Source organism: Streptomyces acidicola (genome assembly GCF_009377235.1).
Lineage (GTDB): Bacteria > Actinomycetota > Actinomycetes > Streptomycetales > Streptomycetaceae > Streptomyces > Streptomyces acidicola.
Window position 1 is genome coordinate 51,358 of the sequence record NZ_VMNX01000015.1, and the last position, 21,618, is coordinate 72,975.

Annotated in this window: 17 protein-coding genes; 10 read left to right on the forward strand and 7 right to left on the reverse strand. The window is 69.4% G+C overall.

The features are described from left to right. Window positions 1-553 precede the first annotated feature (553 nt). Both FPZ41_RS07710 and cydB read left to right on the forward strand, forming a co-directional pair. On the forward strand, window positions 554-2,062 hold the full coding sequence (locus FPZ41_RS07710) for a cytochrome ubiquinol oxidase subunit I (RefSeq protein ID WP_322619935.1): 1,509 nt from the start codon (window positions 554-556) through the stop codon (window positions 2,060-2,062). A gap of 20 nt (window positions 2,063-2,082) precedes the next feature. Beyond that, entirely contained in the window at window positions 2,083-3,087 is a 1,005-nt protein-coding gene (gene cydB, locus FPZ41_RS07715) for a cytochrome d ubiquinol oxidase subunit II (protein WP_152860408.1), read from the forward strand. Window positions 3,088-3,114: 27 nt separating this feature from the next. On the opposite strand, the gene FPZ41_RS48005 is transcribed toward cydB, so the two are convergent. Beyond that, the gene (locus FPZ41_RS48005) at window positions 3,115-3,342 is read right to left on the reverse strand and encodes a hypothetical protein (protein WP_228022575.1); all 228 of its coding nucleotides are present in this window, start codon (window positions 3,340-3,342) and stop codon (window positions 3,115-3,117) included. Between FPZ41_RS48005 and cydD the strand changes: the two genes are divergently transcribed. Together cydD and FPZ41_RS07725 are read left to right on the forward strand one after the other, a co-directional pair. After that, the gene (cydD, locus tag FPZ41_RS07720; RefSeq protein ID WP_228022574.1) at window positions 3,247-6,690 is read left to right on the forward strand and encodes a thiol reductant ABC exporter subunit CydD; all 3,444 of its coding nucleotides are present in this window, start codon (window positions 3,247-3,249) and stop codon (window positions 6,688-6,690) included. The two genes, FPZ41_RS48005 and cydD, sit on opposite strands and share 96 nt — an antisense overlap. 265 nt (window positions 6,691-6,955) lie before the next feature. Continuing rightward, complete coding sequence (locus FPZ41_RS07725; protein ID WP_152860410.1) at window positions 6,956-8,020, forward strand: M23 family metallopeptidase; 1,065 nt, start codon at window positions 6,956-6,958, stop codon at window positions 8,018-8,020. 115 nt (window positions 8,021-8,135) lie between these two features. Here FPZ41_RS07725 and FPZ41_RS07730 read toward each other — a convergent pair whose 3' ends face one another. Further along, window positions 8,136-9,044 (reverse strand): HAD family hydrolase, encoded by a 909-nt coding sequence (locus FPZ41_RS07730; protein WP_152860412.1) that lies wholly within the window; start codon window positions 9,042-9,044, stop codon window positions 8,136-8,138. Window positions 9,045-9,307: 263 nt separating this feature from the next. Here FPZ41_RS07730 and FPZ41_RS07735 point away from each other — a divergent pair, with 263 nt between their 5' ends. After that, window positions 9,308-10,219, forward strand: coding sequence for an LLM class flavin-dependent oxidoreductase (locus tag FPZ41_RS07735; protein ID WP_152860414.1), 912 nt, complete (start codon window positions 9,308-9,310; stop codon window positions 10,217-10,219). Between the two features lie 95 nt (window positions 10,220-10,314). Here the strand turns inward: FPZ41_RS07735 and FPZ41_RS07740 are convergent, their stop codons facing one another. The 3 genes from FPZ41_RS07740 to FPZ41_RS07750 all read right to left on the reverse strand — a co-directional run bounded on the left by FPZ41_RS07740 (window position 10,315) and on the right by FPZ41_RS07750 (window position 13,472). Beyond that, window positions 10,315-10,896, reverse strand: coding sequence for an RNA 2'-phosphotransferase (locus tag FPZ41_RS07740; protein WP_152860416.1), 582 nt, complete (start codon window positions 10,894-10,896; stop codon window positions 10,315-10,317). A gap of 166 nt (window positions 10,897-11,062) precedes the next feature. Next, a complete protein-coding gene (locus tag FPZ41_RS07745) occupies window positions 11,063-11,611 on the reverse strand; it encodes a MerR family transcriptional regulator (RefSeq protein ID WP_322619936.1) in 549 nt (182 codons plus the stop codon). A 79-nt stretch (window positions 11,612-11,690) separates the two neighbouring features. Further along, window positions 11,691-13,472, reverse strand: a complete 1,782-nt coding sequence (locus FPZ41_RS07750) for an SDR family oxidoreductase (protein WP_152860418.1) — start codon at window positions 13,470-13,472, stop codon at window positions 11,691-11,693. 529 nt (window positions 13,473-14,001) lie between these two features. Between FPZ41_RS07750 and FPZ41_RS07755 the strand changes: the two genes are divergently transcribed. The 5 genes from FPZ41_RS07755 (at window position 14,002) to FPZ41_RS07775 (ending at window position 18,179) form a co-directional block, all read left to right on the forward strand. Beyond that, window positions 14,002-14,991: an ABC transporter ATP-binding protein gene (locus FPZ41_RS07755; RefSeq protein WP_322619941.1), complete on the forward strand. Its 990-nt coding sequence runs from the start codon at window positions 14,002-14,004 to the stop codon at window positions 14,989-14,991. Next, a complete protein-coding gene (locus tag FPZ41_RS07760; RefSeq protein WP_194236021.1) occupies window positions 14,981-15,898 on the forward strand; it encodes an ABC transporter permease subunit in 918 nt (305 codons plus the stop codon). Before FPZ41_RS07755 ends, FPZ41_RS07760 begins: the two co-directional genes overlap by 11 nt. A gap of 220 nt (window positions 15,899-16,118) precedes the next feature. Beyond that, a complete protein-coding gene (locus tag FPZ41_RS07765) occupies window positions 16,119-17,030 on the forward strand; it encodes an ABC transporter ATP-binding protein (RefSeq protein ID WP_322619937.1) in 912 nt (303 codons plus the stop codon). A 10-nt stretch (window positions 17,031-17,040) separates the two neighbouring features. Then, window positions 17,041-17,760, forward strand: coding sequence for an ABC transporter permease (locus tag FPZ41_RS07770; RefSeq protein ID WP_152860420.1), 720 nt, complete (start codon window positions 17,041-17,043; stop codon window positions 17,758-17,760). Between the two features lie 149 nt (window positions 17,761-17,909). Beyond that, entirely contained in the window at window positions 17,910-18,179 is a 270-nt protein-coding gene (locus tag FPZ41_RS07775; protein ID WP_152860422.1) for an SGM_3592 family protein, read from the forward strand. A gap of 774 nt (window positions 18,180-18,953) precedes the next feature. Here FPZ41_RS07775 and FPZ41_RS07780 read toward each other — a convergent pair. Both FPZ41_RS07780 and serS read right to left on the reverse strand, forming a co-directional pair. After that, window positions 18,954-19,772 carry an HAD family hydrolase gene (locus FPZ41_RS07780; protein WP_322619938.1) on the reverse strand — a complete coding sequence of 273 codons (819 nt, stop codon included), beginning with the start codon at window positions 19,770-19,772 and terminating at the stop codon, window positions 18,954-18,956. After that, window positions 19,769-21,046 (reverse strand): serine--tRNA ligase, encoded by a 1,278-nt coding sequence (serS, locus tag FPZ41_RS07785; protein WP_322619939.1) that lies wholly within the window; start codon window positions 21,044-21,046, stop codon window positions 19,769-19,771. The genes FPZ41_RS07780 and serS overlap by 4 nt, the downstream gene beginning before the upstream one ends. Between the last annotated feature and the right edge of the window lie 572 nt (window positions 21,047-21,618).

Here is a 21,618-nt window from a genome sequence, read left to right on the forward strand (position 1 = left end):
GCGAGGGTGCTCCGGCGGCTGAGAGGGTCCTTCGGCGCGGCGTTGGATCGATGTCGTCCGTGGTGGCGTCGGGCAGACGTCATCAACGCCGGCGTCGGGGCGCCGTCGTCAGCGGTGGCGTGGGGTGGCGCGGTTGGACGCCGGTGGTTCGGGGGCTGTCAAGGTGTGACGAGTTCCACTCGGGTCGGGTCGTCGTCATACGCGGCGTAAGGAGATGCGGGTCGCGTCGGCGTGGCCCAGCACCTTGCACGGCCTGTGAAGAGACGGTCGTTGCCCCGTGAGCCCGGCGTGGGCCGGCAGTGCGGGCGAGTCGGCGGCCGTCGGGCTGCAGCTGCGTCCTGGTGCTGCGCACGGGCCGTGGATTGGCCAATTCTGTTGAAGTTGCCGCAGGGGGGTTGACTCAAAGAGGGGACCCCCCTTGGGGCGCCACAGCGGCATGCTCCATAATGGCTTGTGAATGTGAACGCGTTCACAAGCTGCCCGGTTGCTCCCGAGGTGTGGGTGACACAACGGGCGAAACTGCCGCCATGACCACGGCATGTAAGGAGAAGACGTGGACATCGCTTTGGCGCCGGAGACTCTGGCGCGATGGCAGTTCGGCATCACCACCGTCTACCACTTCCTTTTCGTCCCCCTGACGATCTCGCTCGCCGCGCTCACCGCGGGACTGCAGACCGCATGGGTCCGCACGCAGAAGGAGAAGTACCTCAGGGCCACCAAGTTCTGGGGCAAGCTCTTCCTGATCAACATCGCGATGGGTGTCGTCACCGGCATCGTGCAGGAGTTCCAGTTCGGCATGAACTGGTCCGACTACTCGCGCTTCGTCGGCGACGTCTTCGGTGCTCCGCTGGCCTTCGAGGCCCTGATCGCCTTCTTCTTCGAGTCGACCTTCATAGGCCTGTGGATCTTCGGCTGGGACAAGCTGCCGCCGAAGATCCACCTCGCCTGTATATGGATGGTCTCGATCGGCACGATCCTGTCCGCGTACTTCATCCTCGCGGCCAACTCATGGATGCAGCACCCGGTCGGCTACCGGATCAACGAGCAGAAGGGCCGCGCCGAGCTGACCGACTTCTGGCTCGTCCTGACCCAGAACACCACGCTGACCCAGGTCTTCCACACCCTCACCGCTGCCTTCCTCACCGGCGGCGCGTTCATGGTCGGCATCGCCGCCTACCATCTGGCCCGCAAGAAGCACATCCCGGTGATGAAGACCTCGCTCCGGCTCGGCCTGGTCACCGTGGTCATAGCCGGCATGCTCACCGCGATCAGCGGCGACCTGCTCGGCAAGGTCATGTTCAAGCAGCAGCCGATGAAGATGGCGGCGGCCGAGGCCCTCTGGGACGGCCAGGCGCCCGCACCCTTCTCGGTCTTCGCCTACGGAGACGTCGACAAGGGCCACAACAAGGTCGCCATCGAGATCCCGGGCCTGCTGTCCTTCCTCGCCAACGACGACTTCGACTCGTACGTCCCCGGCATCAACGACGTCAACAAGTCCGAGCAGCAGAAGTACGGGCCCGGTGACTACCGGCCCAACATCCCCGTCGCCTACTGGGGCTTCCGCTGGATGATCGGCTTCGGCATGACGTCCTTCGCCCTCGGCCTGGTCGGACTCTGGCTGACACGCAAGAAGTTCCTGCTGCCCCAGCATCTGCGGGTGGGCGATGACGAGGTGCCCCATCTCGTGCTGCTGCCCGGGAAGGCCCTCGGCCCGACCCTCACCAAGTGGTACTGGCGCGTCGCGTTCCTCACCCTGGGCTTCCCTCTGATCGCCAGCTCCTGGGGCTGGATCTTCACCGAGATGGGCCGCCAGCCCTGGGTCGTCTACGGCGTGCTGCGCACCCGCGACGCGGTCTCCCCCGGAGTCTCGCAGGGCGAGGTCATCACCTCGATGATCGTGTTCACCACGCTGTACGCGATCCTCGCCGTCGTCGAGGTCAAGCTGCTCGCGAAGTACGTCAAGGCCGGGCCGCCCGAGCTCACCGAGGCCGATCTCAACCCGCCCACAAAGATCGGCGGCGACTCCCGTGACGCCGACAAGCCGATGGCCTTCTCCTACTAGGCCGAGGGAGCTGCACAGTCATGGAACTTCACGACGTCTGGTTCGTCCTCATCGCGGTCCTGTGGATCGGCTACTTCTTCCTGGAGGGGTTCGACTTCGGGGTCGGCGTCCTCACCAAGCTGTTGGCCCGGAACCGCCCGGAGAAGCGGGTCCTCATCAACACCATCGGACCCGTCTGGGACGGCAACGAGGTCTGGCTGCTCTCGGCGGCCGGTGCCACCTTCGCGGCCTTCCCTGAGTGGTACGCCACGCTCTTCTCCGGCTTCTACCTGCCGTTGCTGCTCATCCTGGTCTGTCTGATCGTCCGCGGAGTCGCCTTCGAGTACCGGGCGAAGAGGCCGGAGGAGAGCTGGCAGCGCAACTGGGAGACCGCGATCTTCTGGACCTCGCTGCTCCCCGCGTTCCTCTGGGGTGTGGCCTTCGCCAACATCGTGCGCGGGGTGAAGATCGGCTCCGACCTGGAGTACGTGGGCAACGTCGCGGACCTCCTCAACCCGTACGCCCTCCTCGGCGGTCTGGTCACGCTGTCGCTCTTCACCTTCCACGGGACGGTGTTCGTCGGACTCAAGACCGTGGGGGACATCCGCGAAAGGGCGCGCAAGCTCGCACTGCGCGTCGGCTTGGTGACAGCCGTGCTGGCGCTGGTCTTCCTGCTCTGGACGCAGGCCGACAAGGGCGACAACACGTCGCTGGTCGCGCTGATCGTGGCGGTGGCCTCGCTTGCTGCCGCGCTGGGTGCGGCTCAAGTGGGCCGTGAGGGGTGGGCGTTCGCACTGTCGGGGCTCACCATCGTGGCGGCGGTCGCGATGCTCTTCCTGGTGCTGTTCCCGAACGTCATGCCGTCCTCGCTGAACGCGGACTGGAGCCTCACAGTCACCAACGCCTCGTCGAGCCCGTACACCTTGAAGATCATGACCTGGTGTGCGGGGATCGCCACACCGATCGTGCTGCTCTACCAGGGTTGGACGTACTGGGTGTTCCGCAAGCGCATCGGTACGCATCACATCGCCGACGCCGCGCACTGAGTCCGCAGGGAGGTGTGTTGCACGGTTTCACGTGAAACACACCTCCCCGGCCCGAAGGGCATGTTTCACGTGAAACGTGCCTGCTGAGAAGAGGGTGTGTTTCACGTGAAACCGATCGACCCGCGACTGCTCCGGTACGCCCGTGCCACCCGCCTCTCTCTGGGAGCGGTTGTCGGTCTGGGCGTTGCCGGGGCTGTTCTCGTCATCGCGCAGGCGATGCTCCTTGCCGAAGTGGTGGTCGGTGCTTTCCAGCATGGGATGGGTGCCTCCGAACTGCGCACCCCCCTGATGCTGTTGATCGTCGTCGCATGTGGCCGGGCGCTGGTCTCCTGGCTCACCGAACTCGCCGCGCACCGTGCGAGTGCGGCGGTGAAGTCGGAGTTGCGGGGGCGGTTGCTGGAGCGGGCCGCCGCGCTGGGGCCCGGCTGGTTGAGCGGGCAGCGCACGGGTTCGCTGATCAACCTCGCCACAAGGGGCGTGGACGCCCTCGACGACTACTTCTCGCGCTACCTGCCGCAGTTGGGGCTCGCAGTGGTCGTGCCCGTGGCGGTGCTCGCGCGCGTCGTCACCGAAGACTGGGTGTCGGCGGCCATCATCGTCGGCACGCTGCCGCTGATCCCCGTCTTCATGGTGCTGATCGGCTGGGCCACGCGCTCGCAGATGGACCGCCAGTGGCGGCTGCTGTCTCGGCTGTCCGGGCACTTCCTGGACGTGGTCGCCGGGCTGCCGACACTCAAGGTGTTCGGTCGAGCCAAGGCGCAGGCCGAGTCGATCAAGCGGATCACCGGCGAGTACCGCCGAGCGACCATGCGGACGCTGCGGATCGCGTTCCTGTCCTCCTTCGCGCTGGAGCTGCTTGCCACGATCTCTGTCGCGCTGGTCGCGGTGACCATCGGGATGCGGCTCGTGCACGGCGAGATGGACCTGTACATCGGACTGGTGATCCTCGTCCTCGCGCCTGAGGCGTATCTGCCGCTGCGGCAGGTGGGGGCACAGTTCCACGCGGCCGCCGAGGGACTCGCGGCGGCCGAGGAGATCTTCGAAGTGCTGGAGACGCCGGTGCGGGCCTCCGGCTCGCTGCCCGTGCCGGACGGCGGGGTTCGCTTCGAGGGCGTGACCGTCCGGTACCCGGGTCGGTCGTACGACGCGGTCGCGGACGTGGCCTTCGAGGTCGCGCCAGGGGAAACGGTGGCTCTGGTCGGGCCGAGCGGCGTGGGCAAGTCCACCCTGCTGAACGTTCTGCTGGGCTTCGTGGAGCCGACTGCGGGACGGGTACGGATCGGGGGCGCCGACCTGGCCGGCCTCGATCTGGAGGAGTGGCGCTCACGGGTGGCCTGGGTGCCGCAGCGGCCCCATCTCTATGCCGGGACCGTCGCCGAGAACGTACGACTTGCACGGCCGGACGCCGACGACGAGGACGTGCGGCGAGCCCTGACCGATGCGGGAGCGCTGGACTTCGTCGACGCGCTGCCCGCCGGGCTCGACACGGTCCTGGGCGAGGACGGAGCCGGTCTCTCCGCCGGGCAGCGCCAACGGCTGGCCCTGGCGCGGGCATTCCTCGCGGACCGGCCCGTGCTGCTGCTCGACGAGCCGACGGCTTCCCTCGACGGGGAGACCGAGGCGGAGGTCGTGGACGCCGTACGGCGGCTCGCGGTCGGCCGGACCGTGCTGCTGGTGGTGCACCGGCCGGCGTTGCTGGAGGTAGCTGATCGGGTGGTCCGGCTGGAGCCCGAGACAACCGCCACAGTTTCCTCTGCGCCGCGGACCGGAGGGTCACGGACGGACACGCGAGCCGAGGATGCGACCCCGCTCTCCACTCGCGAAGAGGCGCTGCCGCTGGAACGGCATCACTCCGTGCTGACCCGCGTCCGTGCCATGGCCGGCCCTCGTCGCGGTCGCCTCGCGCTCGCCCTGATGCTCGGCAGTCTCGCACTCGGCAGCGCCGTCGGCCTCATGGCGACCTCCGGCTGGCTCATCTCGCGGGCGTCCCAACAGCCGCCGGTGCTGTATCTGATGGTCGCCGTGACGGCCACTCGGGCGTTCGGGATCGGGCGGGCGGTGTTCCGGTACACGGAGCGGCTCGTGTCTCACGACGCCGTACTGCGGATGCTGGCCGACACCCGGGTGGCCGTCTACCGGCGGCTGGAGCGGCTGGCGCCCGCGGGGCTGCGGCGCACCCGGCGCGGGGACCTGCTCTCGCGGCTGGTCGGGGATGTGGACGCGCTGCAGGACTACTGGGTGCGGTGGCTGCTGCCGGCCGGGGCCGCGATCGTGGTGTCGGTCGCCTCTGTCGGGTTCACCGCATGGTTGCTGCCCGAGGCCGGTGCCGTACTGGCCCTGGGACTGCTCGTGGCTGGTGCCGGGGTTCCGCTGGTCACCGGAGCCGTGGCGCGGCGCGCCGAACGCCGGCTCGCCCCCGCCCGGGGCACGCTGGCCACCCGTGTGGCCGATCTGCTCACCGGGACCGCCGAACTCACGGTGGCGGGCGCCCTGCGCACACGTACCGCCGAGGCTCGTCGGGCCGACGCCGCGCTGACCCGGATCGCGTCCCGTGCCGCTACCGCCACCGCGCTGGGCGACGGGCTCACCGCACTCGTCACCGGGCTCACCGTGGCCGCCACCGCGCTCGTGGGGGCGCAGGCGGTCGCCGACGGCCGGCTCGGCGGAGTCGTGATGGCCGTAGTCGTCCTCACCCCGCTCGCCGCCTTCGAGGCCGTCATGGGCCTGCCTCTCGCCGTGCAGTTCCGGCAGCGGGTGCGCAAGAGCGCGGAGCGCGTGTACGAGGTGGTGGACGCCCCCGATCCCGTACGCGAGCCCGAACAGCCCGTGCCCGTTCCGCAGTCGCCGTTCCCCCTCGTTCTCAGGAGGCTCGCCGCCCGGCATGCCGAGCAGGACCGGGACGCGCTCGCCGGGATCGACCTCACCCTCGACCAGGGTCGCAGGATCGCCGTGGTCGGCCCCTCGGGATCGGGCAAGACGACACTCGCGCTGGTGCTGTTGCGGTTCCTGGACGCGCATGAGGGGACGTACACACTCGGAGGAGTGGACGCCTACGCGCTCGAAGGGGATGCCGTACGGCGACTCGTCGGGCTGTGTGCCCAGGACGCGCACCTCTTCGACAGCTCCGTGCGTGAGAACCTGCTGCTGGCCAGGAAGGACGCCACGGAGGTGGAGTTGCGGGACGCGCTCGCACGGGCGCGGCTCCTGGACTGGGTCGACGGACTGCCGGACGGGCTCGACAGCCTCATCGGCGAGCACGGGGCGCGGCTGTCCGGCGGCCAGCGTCAGAGGCTTGCCCTGGCCCGTGCCCTGCTCGCCGATTTCCCCGTGCTCGTCCTGGACGAGCCCTCGGAACACCTCGACCTGGCGACCGCCGACGCGCTCACCGCGGACCTGCTGGCCGCGACCGAGGGCCGTACGACTCTGTTGATCACTCATCGACTGGCCGGTCTGGAGGCCGTGGACGAGGTCGTCGTTCTGATGGAGGGACGCGTCGTGCAGCGTGGTCCCTTCGCGGCACTGGCCGCGGAGGACGGGGCGTTGCGGGCGATGGTGGAGCGGGAGAGGGCGGGGGAGCTGCTGGTCGGCGCGCAGGGACGCTGACGGTCGCGACTGGCGACTGGCGACTGGCGATGGGCCGGAGGGCGGACGGGCGACGGGTCGGCGATCGCGGCGGGCCGGCGGTCACGAAGGTGCCGGGACGCCGAGTGAAGAGTGCGCACACGTCCGCTGGCAAGTCGCCGTGCGGGACTCCCTCGTCTCGGTCCCCTGATCGGCTCAGCGTGCCTGGTCCATTCGTGGCACCCGATCCCCCAGCCGTACGACTCGAACAGGACCTCGCGTCTCGGAGGGCGCCACGATCGCTGGCATGCGTTCATCTTGTCGACGTCACTCATTGCTCGTCCCGGCGCTGTTGTGCGCCTGCGTGGTCCTCGTCGCGCAGCCGACGGCTGCCGTGGGCGACAGCCGGGGCATGCAGGCTTCCGGTGCCTCCGAGCCCGGCCCCCGGGTGGCGCGGCTGTACCAGGAGGCGGCCGCGACGACGCAGCAGTACGAACGGGTGCGGCGCGAAGCCAAGGCGCGGCGGGCGGAGGCACAGCGCCTGCAGAAGCTCCTGGCGCGCGAGCGGCAGCAGATCAAGACGCTGCACAAGGACCTCGGACGGATTGCACGTGCCCGGTACCGCGGGGGCGGCGGACTGCCGTACACCGTGCAGCTGCTGCTCGCGGACACTCCCGAAGAGCTGATGCGCGGCCACCGGGTCGTGTGGCAGACGGACCTGGCGGTCGACCAGAAGGTGGCCAGGAGCCTCCGCGCGGAGGCGCGGCTCGCAGCCGACGAGAAGCAGGCGGCTGCCGAGTCGCGGAAGCTCCAACGGCGGAACGCCGAACTCGCCAAGAAGAAGCGGGCGATCGAGAAGAAGCTCGAAGACGCGCAATGGACGCTCCAGAGACAGGCGGACGCGTCGGCGGCAGCCGGTGCCTGCCGGAAAGCCACCCGGCTGGACCAGCCGGACAGGGGTTCCAAGCGCGGGTGGGTCGCGCCTGTGGAACGGTACGCACTCTCCGCGCGCTTCGGCGGAAGCGGTGCGCGCTGGGCGAGCCGGCACACAGGGCAGGACTTTGCGGTGCCCATCGGAACACCGGTACGGGCAGTCGGGCAGGGACGGGTCGTGGGGGTGTCCTGCGGGGGCGCCTTCGGCATCCAGATCGTCGTCCGGCACACCGACCGTGACTACACGCAGTACGCCCACCTCGCTGCCGTCGCCGTCAACCCGGGCGAGCGGGTGGCTCCTGGCCAGTGGATCGGACAGGCGGGCACGACCGGCAACTCCACGGGTCCGCACCTGCACTTCGAGGTACGGAGCACACCGGAGCTGGGGTCCGGGGTCGATCCGGTGCCGTGGCTGCTGAAGCACGGTGTAAAGCTGTAGACGTGAAGCTGTAGGAAGTACGGCGTCGAGCTCTGCCACGGACGGGACCAACGGCGACGCACCTGGGCCAACGGTCGTCTCCCGCCGCGACCGATGGCCCCGGGCCGGGCGGCCGCTACGCCTGCAACCGCTCGGCCTGCAACCGCTCCGCCACTATCCGCTCGATCACGACAGCGACTCCGTCCTCGTTGTTGGCGACGGTCTGCCCCGAGGCCGCGGCGATCACATCGGGGTGCGCGTTTCCCATGGCGTACGACCGGCCCGCCCACGTCAGCATCTCTACGTCGTTCGGCATGTCCCCGAAGGCGACGACCTCCTCGTGGGAGATGCCGCGCTCGGCGCAGCACAGCGCGAGCGTGCTGGCCTTGGAGACGCCGGGGCCGCTGATCTCCAGCAGCGCGCTGGGGCTGGAGCGGGTGATGGTGGCCCGGTCACCGACGGCGATGCGAGCGGTGGCGAGGAAGTCGTCGGGGTCGATCTCGGAGTGGTACGCGAGGATCTTGAGCACCGGCTCGTCGGCGGCGACCCCGTCCGGTGCCAGCAGCTTCTCCGCGGGCGCGAGAGTGTCGGGGATCTCCATGTGCAGCTTCGGATACCCCGGCTCCTGGTGGAAGCCGTAGGTCTGCTCGACGGCGTACACGGTTCCTGGCGCGGCCGCGCGCAGCAGCTGTACCGCGTCGAGCGCGTTCTCCCGCATGAGCTCGCGGATCTTGACGAAGCGGTGGGCGCCGGGACCGCCGTGCAGGTCGACCACAGCGGCACCGTTGCCGCAGATCGCCAGGCCGTGTCCGTGGACGTGGTCGCTGACGACGTCCATCCAGCGGGCCGGGCGGCCGGTGACGAAGAAGACCTCGATGCCCGCCTCCTCGGCTGCCGCGAGAGCGGCGACCGTGCGCTCGGACACCGACTTGTCGTCGCGCAGGAGCGTGCCGTCCAGGTCCGTGGCGATCAGTCGGGGCGGGACGGTCGGGGCCGGGGTCGCGGGCTGTCTCGTCGCTGAGGTCACGGACTCATTCTCGCGCATATGCCTGCACGCCAGTGCGGGGGTCCGCACGGGTGAGTGATCACTGCCCTCAGGGGCCTGACCGTGACTCCGATGATCAGGGTCCTGCTGAGGTCCGGCACCTCTGTGACCAGCGACGACACCGAGTGCGCAGCGCCGCTCGCTGGGCGGAGGCCGCCGCGGTCGCGGGCAGCGCCGCACTCCGGCCCGGCACTCGTGGGCAGGAACATGCTGTACGCCGGGTGTTTCTCAGAAGCGGCGAGCAGCACCGTAGGCTCTGAACCATGAGTCTGCGTCTGAGCACCGTGATCCTCCCGTACCGCCGCTGGCACGACGGCGGGCGCGACGCGTGGCAGCGGGCCGAGCAGCTCGGGTTCCACACCGCGTACACCTACGACCACCTCTCCTGGCGCTCGTTCCGCGACGGCCCGTGGTTCGGGGCGATGCCGACGCTGACGGCCGCCGCGGGTGTCACAGAACGGATGCGCTTGGGCACCCTCGTCACGTCGCCCAATTTCAGGCACCCCGTGACCCTCGCCAAGGAGCTGATCTCGCTCGATGACATCTCCGGCGGCCGGATCACGCTGGGCATCGGCGCGGGCGGCAACGGCTTCGACGCCACCGTGCTCGGGCAGGAACCCTGGACACCGAGAGAGCGCGCCGACCGTTTCGCCGAGTGCGTTTCGCTGCTCGACCGGCTGCTGACCGAGGACGGGACGAACGGTGTCTCGTACACCGGCGACTTCTACTCGGCACATGAGGCGCGCAACATCCCCGGCTGTGTGCAGCGTCCCCGGCTGCCCTTCGCAGTGGCCGCCACCGGCCCGCGAGGGCTGCGGCTCGCCGCGCGCCACGGACAGGCGTGGGTGACCACGGGTGATCCGAAGCTGTACGAGACGGGTACTCTCGAGCAGTCCCGGCGGGCCCTGCGCGACCAGGTCGAGAAGCTGGGCAAGGCGTGTGCGGACGCCGGCCGCGACGCCAACTCCATGGACAAGATCCTGCTCACCGGTTTCACCCCGGACCGCGGCCGTCCGCTGGAGTCCCTCGGCGCCTTCGTCGACTTCGCCGGCAAGCACAGGGAGCTGGGCTTCACCGAGATCGTGATCCACTGGCCCGTCCCGGACTCGGACTTCGCCGCGGACGAGGGCGTCTTCGAACGCATCGCCACGGAGGCGGTCGCACAACTGGGCTGACGGGCTTCACCATCCGCCGAGACTCGACGGGCGAGCTCAACGGCCCAGATCGACGGCCGAGACTCGATGGCCGAGCGTGGCCGGCGGCAGCGTGATCAGTGCGGCTGGGGAAAGCGCAGGTACCGCGGTGGTACGGCCTCGGTGAGCCACACCCCGTTGTCGCTGACGCGGAACACGTGGCCGTCGCGGTGCATGGCGCCGGCATCCACGGAGAGCACGACGGGACGCCCGCGGCGGGCGCCGACGCGGGTGGCGGTCTCGCGGTCGGGCGAGAGGTGCACGTCGTGCCGGGTCATGGCACGCAGCCCCTCGGCCCGGATGGCGTCCAGATTGCGGGCCACGGTCCCGTGGTAGAGGTACGGCGGTGGTGTGGCCGTGGCCAGGCCGAGGTCCACCTCGACGGTGTGGCCCTGGTTGGCGCGGATCCGGGTGCCCTCGACGGCGAAGCGCTGTTTGTCGTTGGTGGCGACTACGTGGTCGAGTTCGGCTCTGGTGATCCGGAAGCCGTGCACGGTGGCCGCCGCGATCAGGGTGTCGATCTCGACCCAGCCGCCGTCGCCGAGCCTGAGTCCGATCCTCCCCCACTGCCTTGAGGGCGTGGGAGGTGCCCCCACGGGCTGGTGGCGCAGGTGCTTCGACAGGTACTTCGACACCTTGACGGTGCGGCGATCATCCATGCGTCTCGTCCGTTCGCTCTTTCATCCCGATCATCTCGCCCATCCCGCCAGCGTGCCTGGAGAGACGCGTATCACGCACGCGATTTTGATCGGGATGTTTGATCCACAGCCAAGTGCGGTTATCCACAGGGGATTTAGCGAGCCTGTGGACAACTCGATTGATCATTCAGGTCATTTCGCCAAACTTATCCAGTTTGGCTCGATTTGCCGAGATTGAGTCCAAGGCTCTTGCCTGCACCTCCCGTTCGGCAGCGATCGCGACGAACTCGGCTGCCCGCGCCGGGCCAACCAGCTCCTCCACGGCCCGCATGGTGGCCGCCGGTATCGGCACGGACCGCGTCTCCTCGGCGTCCACCGTCCGGCGTTCGAGCGGCCTCAGGCGTTGTACGAGCGTCACTGCCCCGGCTGCCTCCGCGTCGGTGCAGGGACCGTCGACCTCGGCGACCAGGCCGAGTATGCCGCCGAGGCCGCGTCCCGAGTCCCAGGCCTCCAGGAGCTCCTTGATCGAGGTCAGCGTGTAGCCGCGATCCAGGAGGCCGGCGATCTGGTGGAGGCTGGCCAGATGGGCATCCGAGTACACATTGGCCCGGCCCTGGCGCTCAGGGCTGGGGAGCAGCCCGCGGTTCTGGTAGGCGCGGATCGTCCGGACCGTGGCGCCGCTGTGGTGCGCCAGGTCCTCTATGCGGTACGCGACGCCGACGGACTCGTCGTTCACCGTCCTTGCCCTCCCGTATCCCCGTACTCGGCAGCCTTGCGCGGGAATCCCTCCAGGTGCGCGGCTCCCTAAGGACCGCTCACAACGGCGGCTCCAGTCGTGCGATCGCGTGCAGAGCCCTCGGCGCGAAGCGGGACAGAAGTCGGCCGCCACGGGCCTCCGGGGTGACCGGGACAACGGCCTCGTTGCGCACGACGGCGCGCAGGATCGCGTCCGCGACCTTCTCCGGCGGGTAGTTGCGCAGTCCGTACAGTCGCGCGGCCTTCTTCTGGCGCCGCTTCTCCTCGTCGGCGTCGACGCCCGCGAAGCGGGCGGCCGAGGTGATGTTGGTGTTCACGAACCCCGGGCAGATCGCCGACACTCCGATGCCGTGGCCGACCAGCTCCGCGCGCAGGCACTCGCTGAGCATCAGGACGGCGGCCTTGGAGGTGCTGTAGGCAGGCAACGTCTTCGACGGCAGGTACGCCGCCGCCGACGCGATGTTGACGATATGGCCGCCCTGGCCGCGCGCGGCCATCTGCCGGCCGAAGAGCCGACAGCCGTGGACAACGCCCCCCAGGTTGACGTCGAGAACCTTCTTCCAGTCCTCGGGGGTTGTGTCGAGGAAGGACCCCGACAGGCCGATCCCGGCGTTGTTCACCAGCACGTCCACCACGCCGTACCGCTTGGCGACCTTCTGGGCGAGCTGCTCCATGGCCTGCTCGTCGGAGACGTCGGCCGGTTCGGCCCACGCCTCGGGAGCGCCGGTCAGGCGGGACCGCTCCGCCGTAAGGGCCGCGCCCTCCGCGTCCCGGTCGACGGCCACCACGCGCGCGCCGGCCTTGGCGAACGCCAAGGCGGTGGCCCGCCCTATGCCGCTGCCCGCGCCGGTGACCAGCACCAACTGCCTGCTGAACCGGTCGGCGTACTTCCCGGTGGCCGCCGGAGTGGGTCTGCCGTCCTCGGTGGCCGTGACGAAGTCCGTGATCCAGGCGGCCAGCTGATCGGGGCGCGTCCGGGGGATCCAGTGTTTGGCCGGGAGCGTGCGACGGGTCAGCTGCGGGACCCACAGCTCCAGCCCGTCGTAGAGCCGCTCCGACAGGAACGCGTCCCGCAAGGGCGTGATGAGCTGTACGGGCGCGTGTGCGTACGCGTCGTCACGGGGGCGCGAGAGCCGCGCCCGGACGTTGTCCCGGTACAGCCACGTGCCGTGCGCCGCGTCCGTGCTCAGCGAAGGGGTCGGGTAGTCGCCCGCGGGGAGCCTCTCGGTCCGCTGGAGCATCCGGGGCCACCGCTTGCCGAGGGGGCCGCGCCAGGCGAGCTCGGGCAGAGCCGGAGTGTGCAGCAGGTAGATGTACCAGGACCTGGCGCCCTGGCCGAGGAGCTGGCCCACTCTGCGCGGCGTCGGACGTTTCACGTGCTGCTTGATCCAGTGCCCGAAGTGGTCGAGGGAGGGCCCGGACATCGAGGTGAAGGACGCGATCCGGCCCTCGGTGCGCCCGACGGTCACGAACTCCCAGCCCTGCACCGAACCCCAGTCGTGCCCCACCAGGTGCACGGGCCGCCCCGGGCTGACCGCGTCCGCGACCTCCAGGAAGTCGTCCGTCAGTCTCTCCAGGGTGAACCCGCCGCGCAGCGGCCGCGGAGCCGTCGACCTGCCGTGCCCGCGGACGTCGTACAGGACGACGTGGAAGCGGCCGGCCAGGCGCGGTGCGAGCTCGGACCACACCTCCTTGGAGTCGGGATAGCCGTGGACGAGGACGACCGTGGGCTGGTGCGGGTCGCCCAACTCGGCGACGCACAGCTCGACGTCACCCGACCGCACGCGCCGCTCCCGCGCGCCGTCGAGGCCGCCACCCGGCCCCTGCTCCCTGTCGCTCATGCGTATCCCTTCTCGGCCCGGCGCCGCATGTGCGGCAGCCGGTGCGCCCGCACCGACTCACTGAGCGGCCGGCGCCGTGCACACGTACCCTTGCCGCCGCCACAGCCATGTCACAGCCCGTCCTCGCTGACTGCGGTGCGTGTCCGTAACGTGACACTGACGAATGTGACAATGGTCGGCGGCTGCGTCAACTGCCGTGCGGGCGGCCTGTGGATAACCGTCCGTGGCCGCACTCACCGAACTCGGCGCGACCCCCTCGTTGTCACGGACCTGGCCGACCCCGCAGGCCTGGCCGACCCCGCAGGCCTGGCCGACCTCCGCAAGCCTGGCTGGCCGCTCCGGCCCATCTGCCGAGATGACGGCGGTCGAGGCCCCGCCCGCCGATGCTTGCCGATGTCCGTCGGCTCTGCCCGGTTGTTCGACCTCAGGGTGACCCTTACGGGCCCGTAATACTCCAGAGTGACTCGCAGACAGCTCTGCGGGGTGACGACCGGCTGTGGCCCGTGCCACTAGCGTCGAAGGCGTGACTGTGATCGCGACCGAAAGCCTGAGCAAGCGGTTCCCGAGGGTAACCGCGCTTGACCGGCTCTCCGTGGACGTCGGGCCCGGTGTGACCGGACTCGTCGGTGCCAACGGGGCCGGCAAGTCCACACTGATCAAGATCCTGCTGGGTCTGTCCCCCGCCACCGAGGGCCGTGCCGAAGTGCTCGGACTCGATGTCGCCACCAAAGGCGGCGCCATCCGCGAGCGAGTCGGGTACATGCCGGAGCACGACTGCCTGCCTCCCGACGTCTCGGCCACCGAGTTCGTCGTGCACATGGCCCGCATGTCCGGCCTCCCTCCCACCGCCGCGCGCGAGCGCACCGCGGACACGCTGCGCCACGTCGGCCTGTACGAGGAGCGTTACCGCCCCATAGGCGGCTACTCGACGGGTATGAAGCAGCGCGTCAAGCTCGCCCAGGCCCTCGTCCACGACCCGCAGCTGGTCTTCCTGGACGAGCCGACCAACGGCCTCGACCCGGTCGGCCGCGACGAGATGCTCGGCCTGATCCGCCGCATCCACACCGACTTCGGCATCTCGGTCCTCGTCACGTCCCACCTGCTGGGCGAGCTGGAGCGCACCTGCGACCACGTGGTCGTCATCGACGGCGGCAAGCTCCTGCGCTCCAGCTCCACCACGGACTTCACACAGACCACGACCACGCTCGCGATCGAGGTCACCGACACCGACGAGCACCCGGACGGCACCCGGGTGATGCGAGAGGCACTCCACGCGCGCGGGGTGGAGACCCACCAGGGCGACGGCCTCCCCGGGGCGGGACACATCCTCCTGCTCACCGCGCAGGGAGAGCAGACATACGACCTCGTGCGCGACATGGTCGCAGACCTCGGCCTCGGCCTGATCCGCATGGAGCAGCGAAGGCACCACATCGCGGAGGTCTTCAAGGACGACGAGCGGGCGGCAGACCAGGCCACCGCATCGGACGCACAGAAGGAGGCGGTCGGCCATGGCGGTTGAGCAGCCACAGGCACCGGCCATGGCGCGCGCGGGTGAGCAGACCCGCATCCACGACATCGGCTACCGCAGCTACGACGGCCCCCGCCTGGGCCGCGCATACGCCCGTCGCTCCCTCTACTCGCAGTCCCTGCGCGGTGCGTACGGGCTGGGCCGTTCGGCCAAGTCCAAAGTGCTGCCGATGCTGCTGTTCGTGGTGATGTGCGTCCCCGCGCTGATCATGGTGGCGGTCGCGGTCACCACGAAGGCGAACGACCTGCCCGTCGACTACACGCGCTACGCCATCATCATGCAGGCCATGATCGGCCTGTACGTGGCTTCCCAGGCACCCCAGGCCGTGTCGCGCGACCTGCGCTTCAAGACCGTACCGCTGTACTTCTCACGCCCCATCGAGACCGCCGACTACGTGCGCGCGAAGTACGCGGCGCTGGCCTCGGCGCTGTTCATCCTGACGGCCGCGCCGCTGCTCGTCCTCTATGTGGGCGCGCTGCTGGCCAAGCTCGACTTCACCGACCAGACCAACGGATTCGCACAGGGACTGGTTTCCGTGGCACTGCTGTCGCTGCTCTTCGCCGGCCTCGGCCTGGTCATCGCCTCGGTCACCCCGCGCCGAGGCTTCGGCATCGCGGCCGTGATCGCCGTACTGACCATCTCCTACGGCGCTGTATCCACGCTCCAGGCCATCGCGGACGCGCAGACCAGCACCGGAGCCATCGCCTGGATCGGCCTGTTCTCGCCCATCACGCTCATAGACGGGGTGCAGTCCGCCTTCCTGGGCGCGAACTCGGCGTTCCCCGGTGGGGCCGGCCCCAGCAATGGGGAAGGCGTCGTCTACCTCCTCGTCGTCCTGGGCCTCATCGCGGCCAGCTACGGCCTCATGGTGCGCCGCTACCGAAAGGCGGGACTGTGAACCGTCCCCCTGGCGGAAAGGGAGGATTCCTGGCGCACGCCGCTCGGCCACTCAGCGAGCGATCGAGTCCTACACGATCAACATCAGCCGGGTTGGGACCAGCCCGGTTCCCCAATGGAATGGAGGGCGTTGTGCCGGCTTGGTTCCCGCTCAGCACGCCGCGGGCGTACCGCAGTTCCGGGCCGCACAGCGCCCAGAGCCGGAATATCCGGAGGTTCGGGTGACCACGCTCAGCATCGACCACGTCTCCCGCTGGTTCGGCAACGTGGTCGCCGTCAACGACATCACCATGACGGTCGGCCCCGGAGTCACCGGCCTGCTCGGCCCGAACGGCGCCGGAAAGTCCACCCTCATCAACATGATGGGCGGCTTCCTCGCCCCGTCCACGGGCTCCATCACGCTCGACGGCAAGCCGGTCTGGCGCAACGAGCAGATCTACAAGCACATCGGCATCGTCCCCGAGCGCGAGGCGATGTACGACTTCCTCACGGGCCGCGAATTCGTCGTCGCCAACGCCGAGTTGCACGGTCTCGGTGAGAAGGCCGCCGCGCGGGCCCTCGCCACGGTCGAGATGGAGTACGCGCAGGACCGCAGGATCTCGACGTACTCCAAGGGCATGCGACAGCGCGTGAAGATGGCGAGCGCCCTCGTCCACGACCCGTCGCTGCTCCTGCTCGACGAGCCGTTCAACGGCATGGACCCGCGTCAGCGGATGCAGCTCATGGACCTGCTGCGACGCATGGGCGACGAGGGCCGCACGGTGCTGTTCTCGTCCCACATCCTCGAAGAGGTGGAGCAACTCGCCGCCCACATCGAGGTGATCGTCGCCGGGCGGCATGCGGCGAGCGGTGACTTCCGCCGCATCCGCCGCCTGATGACCGACCGCCCGCACCGCTACCTGGTGCGCTCCAGCGACGACCGGGCCCTGGCGGCCGCGCTGATCGCGGACCCGTCGACCGCGGGCATCGAGGTGGATCGGGCCGAGGGTGCGCTGCTGATCCAGGCCGTTGACTTCGGCCGCTTCACGGCGCTGCTGCCCCGCGTGGCCAGGGACCACGGCATCCGCCTGCTGACGGTCTCGCCGTCGGACGAGTCCCTTGAGTCCGTCTTCTCGTATCTGGTCGCGGCGTAGGAGGCCGAAGATGTACGACCCCACAGTCGCCCGGCTCACCTACCGGGCCCTGCTCGGCCGCCGTCGGGCCCTCATCCTCGGCGCGCTGCCTGTGCTGCTGATCGTGATCTCGGCGGCCGTACGAGCCTTCAGCGGCGCCGACGATCAGGTGGCCGCCGACGTCCTCGGCGGGTTCGCACTCGCCACAATGGTGCCGATCATCGGCGTCATCGCGGGAACAGGTGCGATCGGACCCGAGATTGACGACGGTTCGGTGGTGTACCTGCTGTCCAAGCCCGTGAAGCGGCCGACGATCATCTTCACCAAGCTGATCGTGGCGATCGCCGTGACGATGGTGTTCTCGGCGGTCCCGACCTTCGTCGCCGGCCTGATCCTCAACGGCAACGGCCAGCAGATAGCGGTCGCGTACACGGTGGCTGCCCTGGTCGCGTCGATCGCGTACGCGGCGCTCTTCCTCCTGTTGGGCACGGTGACACGGCACGCGGTCGTCTTCGGCCTTGTCTACGCGCTCGTCTGGGAGGCCCTTTTCGGTTCCCTGGTGTCCGGTGCACGCACGCTCAGCGTCCAGCAGTGGGCCCTCGCGGTCGCCCAGAAGGTCGCCGGCGGAGAACTCGTCACCTCGGACGTCGGACTGCCGACCGCGGTGATCCTGCTGGCGGCGGTCACTGCGGGAGCGACCTGGTACGCGGGCCAGAAGCTGCGAACGCTGAAGCTGGCCGGGGAGGAGTGACCGGGCGCCCCGGGGGTGTGGGTGGACTCCCCGCGCGTGGGACTCCCTTCGCGTGAGGGCCCACACCCGGGGGGCTCCGGGTCTTGACGGGGGCTTCACACGTGTCCGGGCACACTGGGCAAAGGGGATGGACGACCAGGAGGACGGGGATGGCAGCGGAGGAGCCGAAGGGCGATGCCGACAAGGCATCGGGAGCCGACGCCGGGGCCCGCGCCGGGTCCGGTGAGGTCTGGGACGACGTGGTGTTGGACGAGGACTTCATACGGTCCGCGGAGACGTCCGAGCCGTCCGCGCGAGCCCGGATGCTCGCCGCCCGCTGGCGCAGGCAGGCACCCGATCCTCAGCCCTGGCGGTCCGACGAGCCGCCCGCGGGCTGGTTCTTCAGCAAGGCGCGCCGACGGAAGTGGCGTCGCCGGTAGAAGGCTCGGTTGAGCCACCGGTGGCTGATTGGCCAGGTCGCGTGTCGGCAAGGTCGCGTGTCGGCCGGGGCGCGCGTTGACGGGGCCGCTCGTCGGCCGGGAGCTTTCGACTGCTGGGTGCCGGTTTATTCGGTGGCGTCCGACTTGGTGCAGCCGTCACAGTGGATCTGTCCCCGAGCCGGTGTGAGCCGGCGTCACCATCTGGGAGCGGGGTCCGGCGCGTCCATGCGTCGGACTCCCGACAGGGCAGCCCGCGGCGGGCTCCGGAGAGCTGCCTCTCCGTCGAGCCCGTCCCGCACGGGGAACTGCCCGGGGCGGCCGCTTCGAGCGCGCGATCCCGCGCGGGCCGCCCTACCCGGGCCTTCGCCCCTGAGGCTCGGCGGGTTCAGGTCCGCCGAGCCACAGCGGTGCTTCCCCCTCATGCAGGGCCCAGTGTGGGCGCCTTCTCGGGTACGCGGATGGGAACAAGCACGCGGGCGGGCGAGAACGAGAGTGGCAAGTCCACGACATCAGCCCTGCCACGACCAGCGCGCCGCCCCGGCCATAGCGTCCTCGGCACACGTGACACTCCTCGGCATGCCGGAGCCTCTTCGGCACACCCGACCCATGCCGAGTTCGGCCCCGGAGCGGTGCGCACCCGTCGGTCCGCATCCGCCAGTTCGCACCCCGCCTTGGCGACTGCGACTCGCCTCGCCGGTCCTGCACGGCCCGACCCAATAGCCGCTCGCCTGCGCTTACCCGGCCACCGGTCCCGGGCGCTCGCCCCGACAGGACCTAGCCAAGCAACCGTTCCAGGACCAGCGCGATGCCGTCCTCATCGTTGGAGGACGTCAGCTCGTCGGCGATGGTTTTGAGTTCCTCGTGGGCGTTGGCCATGGCGACGCTGTGTGCTGCCCAGGCGAACATGGGGATGTCGTTGGGCATGTCGCCGAAGGCGATGGTGTCGGCGGCGCGGAAGCCGAGGCGGCGGGCGGCCAGGGAGAGACCGGTGGCCTTGGTCAGGCCGAGGGGGAGGATCTCCACTATGCCCTCGCCCGCCATGACGACTCCCACCAGGCCACCCGCGATCTGGCGGGCCGTATCGGCGAGTTCGTCGTCGGAGAGGGTCGGGTGCTGGACGTACACCTTGTTCAGGGGGGCGGCCCAGAGGTCCGCCGCGTCCCGTATCGGCTGGTAGGGCAGAGGGCCGTCGTGGACGCGGTAGCCGGGGCCGACGAGTACTTCGCCGTCCAGTCCGTCACGGCTCGCGGCCAGCAGCAGGGGTCCGACCTCTGCCTCGATCTTGGCCAGGGCCAGTGTCGCGAGCTGCCGGTCAAGGGTCACCGAGGTGAGCAGCCGGTGTTCACCCGCGTGGTACACCTGCGCCCCCTGGCCGCAGACCGCGAGTCCGCGGTAGTCGAGGTCGTCCAGGATGTGCTTCGTCCACGGCACTGAGCGTCCCGTGACGACGATGTGCGCGGCGCCCGCCGCCGTGGCGGTGGCGAGTGCCGCGCGCGTGCGCTCCGAGACCGTGTCGTCGGAGCGCAGCAGTGTCCCGTCGAGGTCGGTCGCGATCAGCTTGTACGGGAGGTCCTGGGGAGCGGCCTCGCTCACTTGGCTACCGGTTCCAGGACCTCGCGGCCGCCCAGGTAGGGGCGCAGCACCTCGGGCACCCGCACGGAACCGTCGGCCTGCTGGTGGTTCTCCAGGATCGCGACGATCGTGCGCGGGACGGCGCAGAGTGTGCCGTTCAGCGTCGCCAGGGGGCGGACCGTCTTGCCGTCACGGAGGCGGATCGACAGACGACGGGACTGGAACTCGGTGCAGTCCGAGGTCGAGGTCAGCTCGCGGTACTTGCCCTGGGTCGGGATCCACGCCTCGCAGTCGAACTTGCGGGAGGCGGAGGCGCCCAGGTCGGCGCTCGCCACGTCGATCACGCGGAACGGCAGCTCCAGCGAGGTCAGCCACTGCTTCTCCCACTCCAGCAGGCGCTGGTGCTCGGCCTGCGAGTCCTCCGGAGCGACGTACGAGAACATCTCGACCTTGTCGAACTGGTGAACGCGGAAGATGCCGCGCGTGTCCTTGCCGTGCGAACCGGCCTCGCGGCGGAAGCACGGGGAGAAGCCGGCGTAGCGCAGCGGGAGGCGGTCGCCGTCGAGGATCTCGTCCATGTGGTACGCGGCCAGCGGGACCTCGGAGGTGCCGACGAGGTAGAGGTCGTCCTTGTCGAAGTGGTAGACGTCCTGGGCCGCCTGGCCGAGGAAGCCGGTGCCCGCCATCGACTGCGGGCGGACCAGCGCCGGGGTCAGCATCGGGGTGAACCCGGCGGCCGTGGCCTGCGCCATGGCCGCGTTCACGAGGGCCAGCTCCAGGAGGGCGCCGACACCGGTGAGGAAGTAGAAGCGCGAGCCGGAGACCTTCGCGCCGCGCTCGACGTCGATCGCGGCGAGGATCTGGCCGAGCTCCAGGTGGTCCTTGGGCTCGAAGCCCTCGGCTGCGAAGTCGCGGATCTCGCCGTGCGTCTCCAGCGTGACGAAGTCCTCCTCGCCGCCGACGGGCACGTCGGGGTGCACGAGGTTGCCGAGCCGGAGGAGCAGCTCCTGGGTCTCGGTCGCGGCCGCGTCGCGCTCGGCGTCCGCCGTCTTGACGTCGGCGGCCAGCTGGCTCGCCTTCTTCAGCAGCTCGGCCTTCTCGTCGCTCGAGGCCTTGGGGATCAGCTTGCCGAGCGTCTTCTGCTCGGCGCGGAGCTCGTCGAAGCGGACGCCGGACGACCTGCGCCGCTCGTCGGCAGACAGGAGGGCGTCGACGAGCGCGACGTCCTCTCCACGGGCGCGCTGCGAGGCACGCACACGGTCGGGGTCCTCACGGAGAAGGCGAAGGTCAATCACGCCTCAAGGCTACCGGTGCACGGTTCCGGCCCACGACTTGAAATTGCAATACGCGACCTTTATGGGCTTTTGCCTGGAATGTCGATCCCTGCGGAGGTCGCCGTGGAGTCGCCGCGGGAGTCGCTGTGGGCGTCAAGCGAAAGGAGATCGACTCCCTGAAAGGGGGTGGCGCTGAAGTCCCTCATTGACTCTATTCCCTTGTGGGGAGGGGGACTTGGTGATCGGCTGCCCACAGGAATCCACAGCCTTGGGGAAGTTATCCACAGGCTGTGCGAAAGATCTGTGGACTTCCTTCGTGATCATTTCGAACGTGGTGTGTGAAGCGGAGAATTCCCGGTTCAAACCATCTCCATACCTACTTTCGAGTGGAAATGGGTCACCTCAAGGGATTGTCTGGGGGAAATGAGTGGACGAAGGGTGATCTATGGGGCTGGGGGTGAAGTTGGTCCCGATAGGGAGATTTGTCGACGATGCGGCACTGCACTGTCGACTTGTCCCCAGGTCGAGAAGCAAGCCTGTGGATAACTTCTGCGGATTGAGAAAATCAGCAGGTAGGACTGGTTGTGAGGGGC

Excerpts from the sequence above, each read along its gene's own strand:
- cydB (WP_152860408.1), top strand. The coding sequence starts at position 2,083 with ATGGAACTTCACGACGTCTGGTTCGTCCTCATCGCGGTCCTGTGGATC.
- FPZ41_RS48005 (WP_228022575.1), bottom strand. The coding sequence starts at position 3,342 with ATGCTGGAAAGCACCGACCACCACTTCGGCAAGGAGCATCGCCTGCGC.
- FPZ41_RS07725 (WP_152860410.1), top strand. The coding sequence starts at position 6,956 with ATGCGTTCATCTTGTCGACGTCACTCATTGCTCGTCCCGGCGCTGTTG.
- FPZ41_RS07730 (WP_152860412.1), bottom strand. The coding sequence starts at position 9,044 with ATGCGCGAGAATGAGTCCGTGACCTCAGCGACGAGACAGCCCGCGACC.
- FPZ41_RS07735 (WP_152860414.1), top strand. The coding sequence starts at position 9,308 with ATGAGTCTGCGTCTGAGCACCGTGATCCTCCCGTACCGCCGCTGGCAC.
- FPZ41_RS07740 (WP_152860416.1), bottom strand. The coding sequence starts at position 10,896 with ATGGATGATCGCCGCACCGTCAAGGTGTCGAAGTACCTGTCGAAGCAC.
- FPZ41_RS07750 (WP_152860418.1), bottom strand. The coding sequence starts at position 13,472 with ATGAGCGACAGGGAGCAGGGGCCGGGTGGCGGCCTCGACGGCGCGCGG.
- FPZ41_RS07760 (WP_194236021.1), top strand. The coding sequence starts at position 14,981 with ATGGCGGTTGAGCAGCCACAGGCACCGGCCATGGCGCGCGCGGGTGAG.
- FPZ41_RS07770 (WP_152860420.1), top strand. The coding sequence starts at position 17,041 with ATGTACGACCCCACAGTCGCCCGGCTCACCTACCGGGCCCTGCTCGGC.
- FPZ41_RS07775 (WP_152860422.1), top strand. The coding sequence starts at position 17,910 with ATGGCAGCGGAGGAGCCGAAGGGCGATGCCGACAAGGCATCGGGAGCC.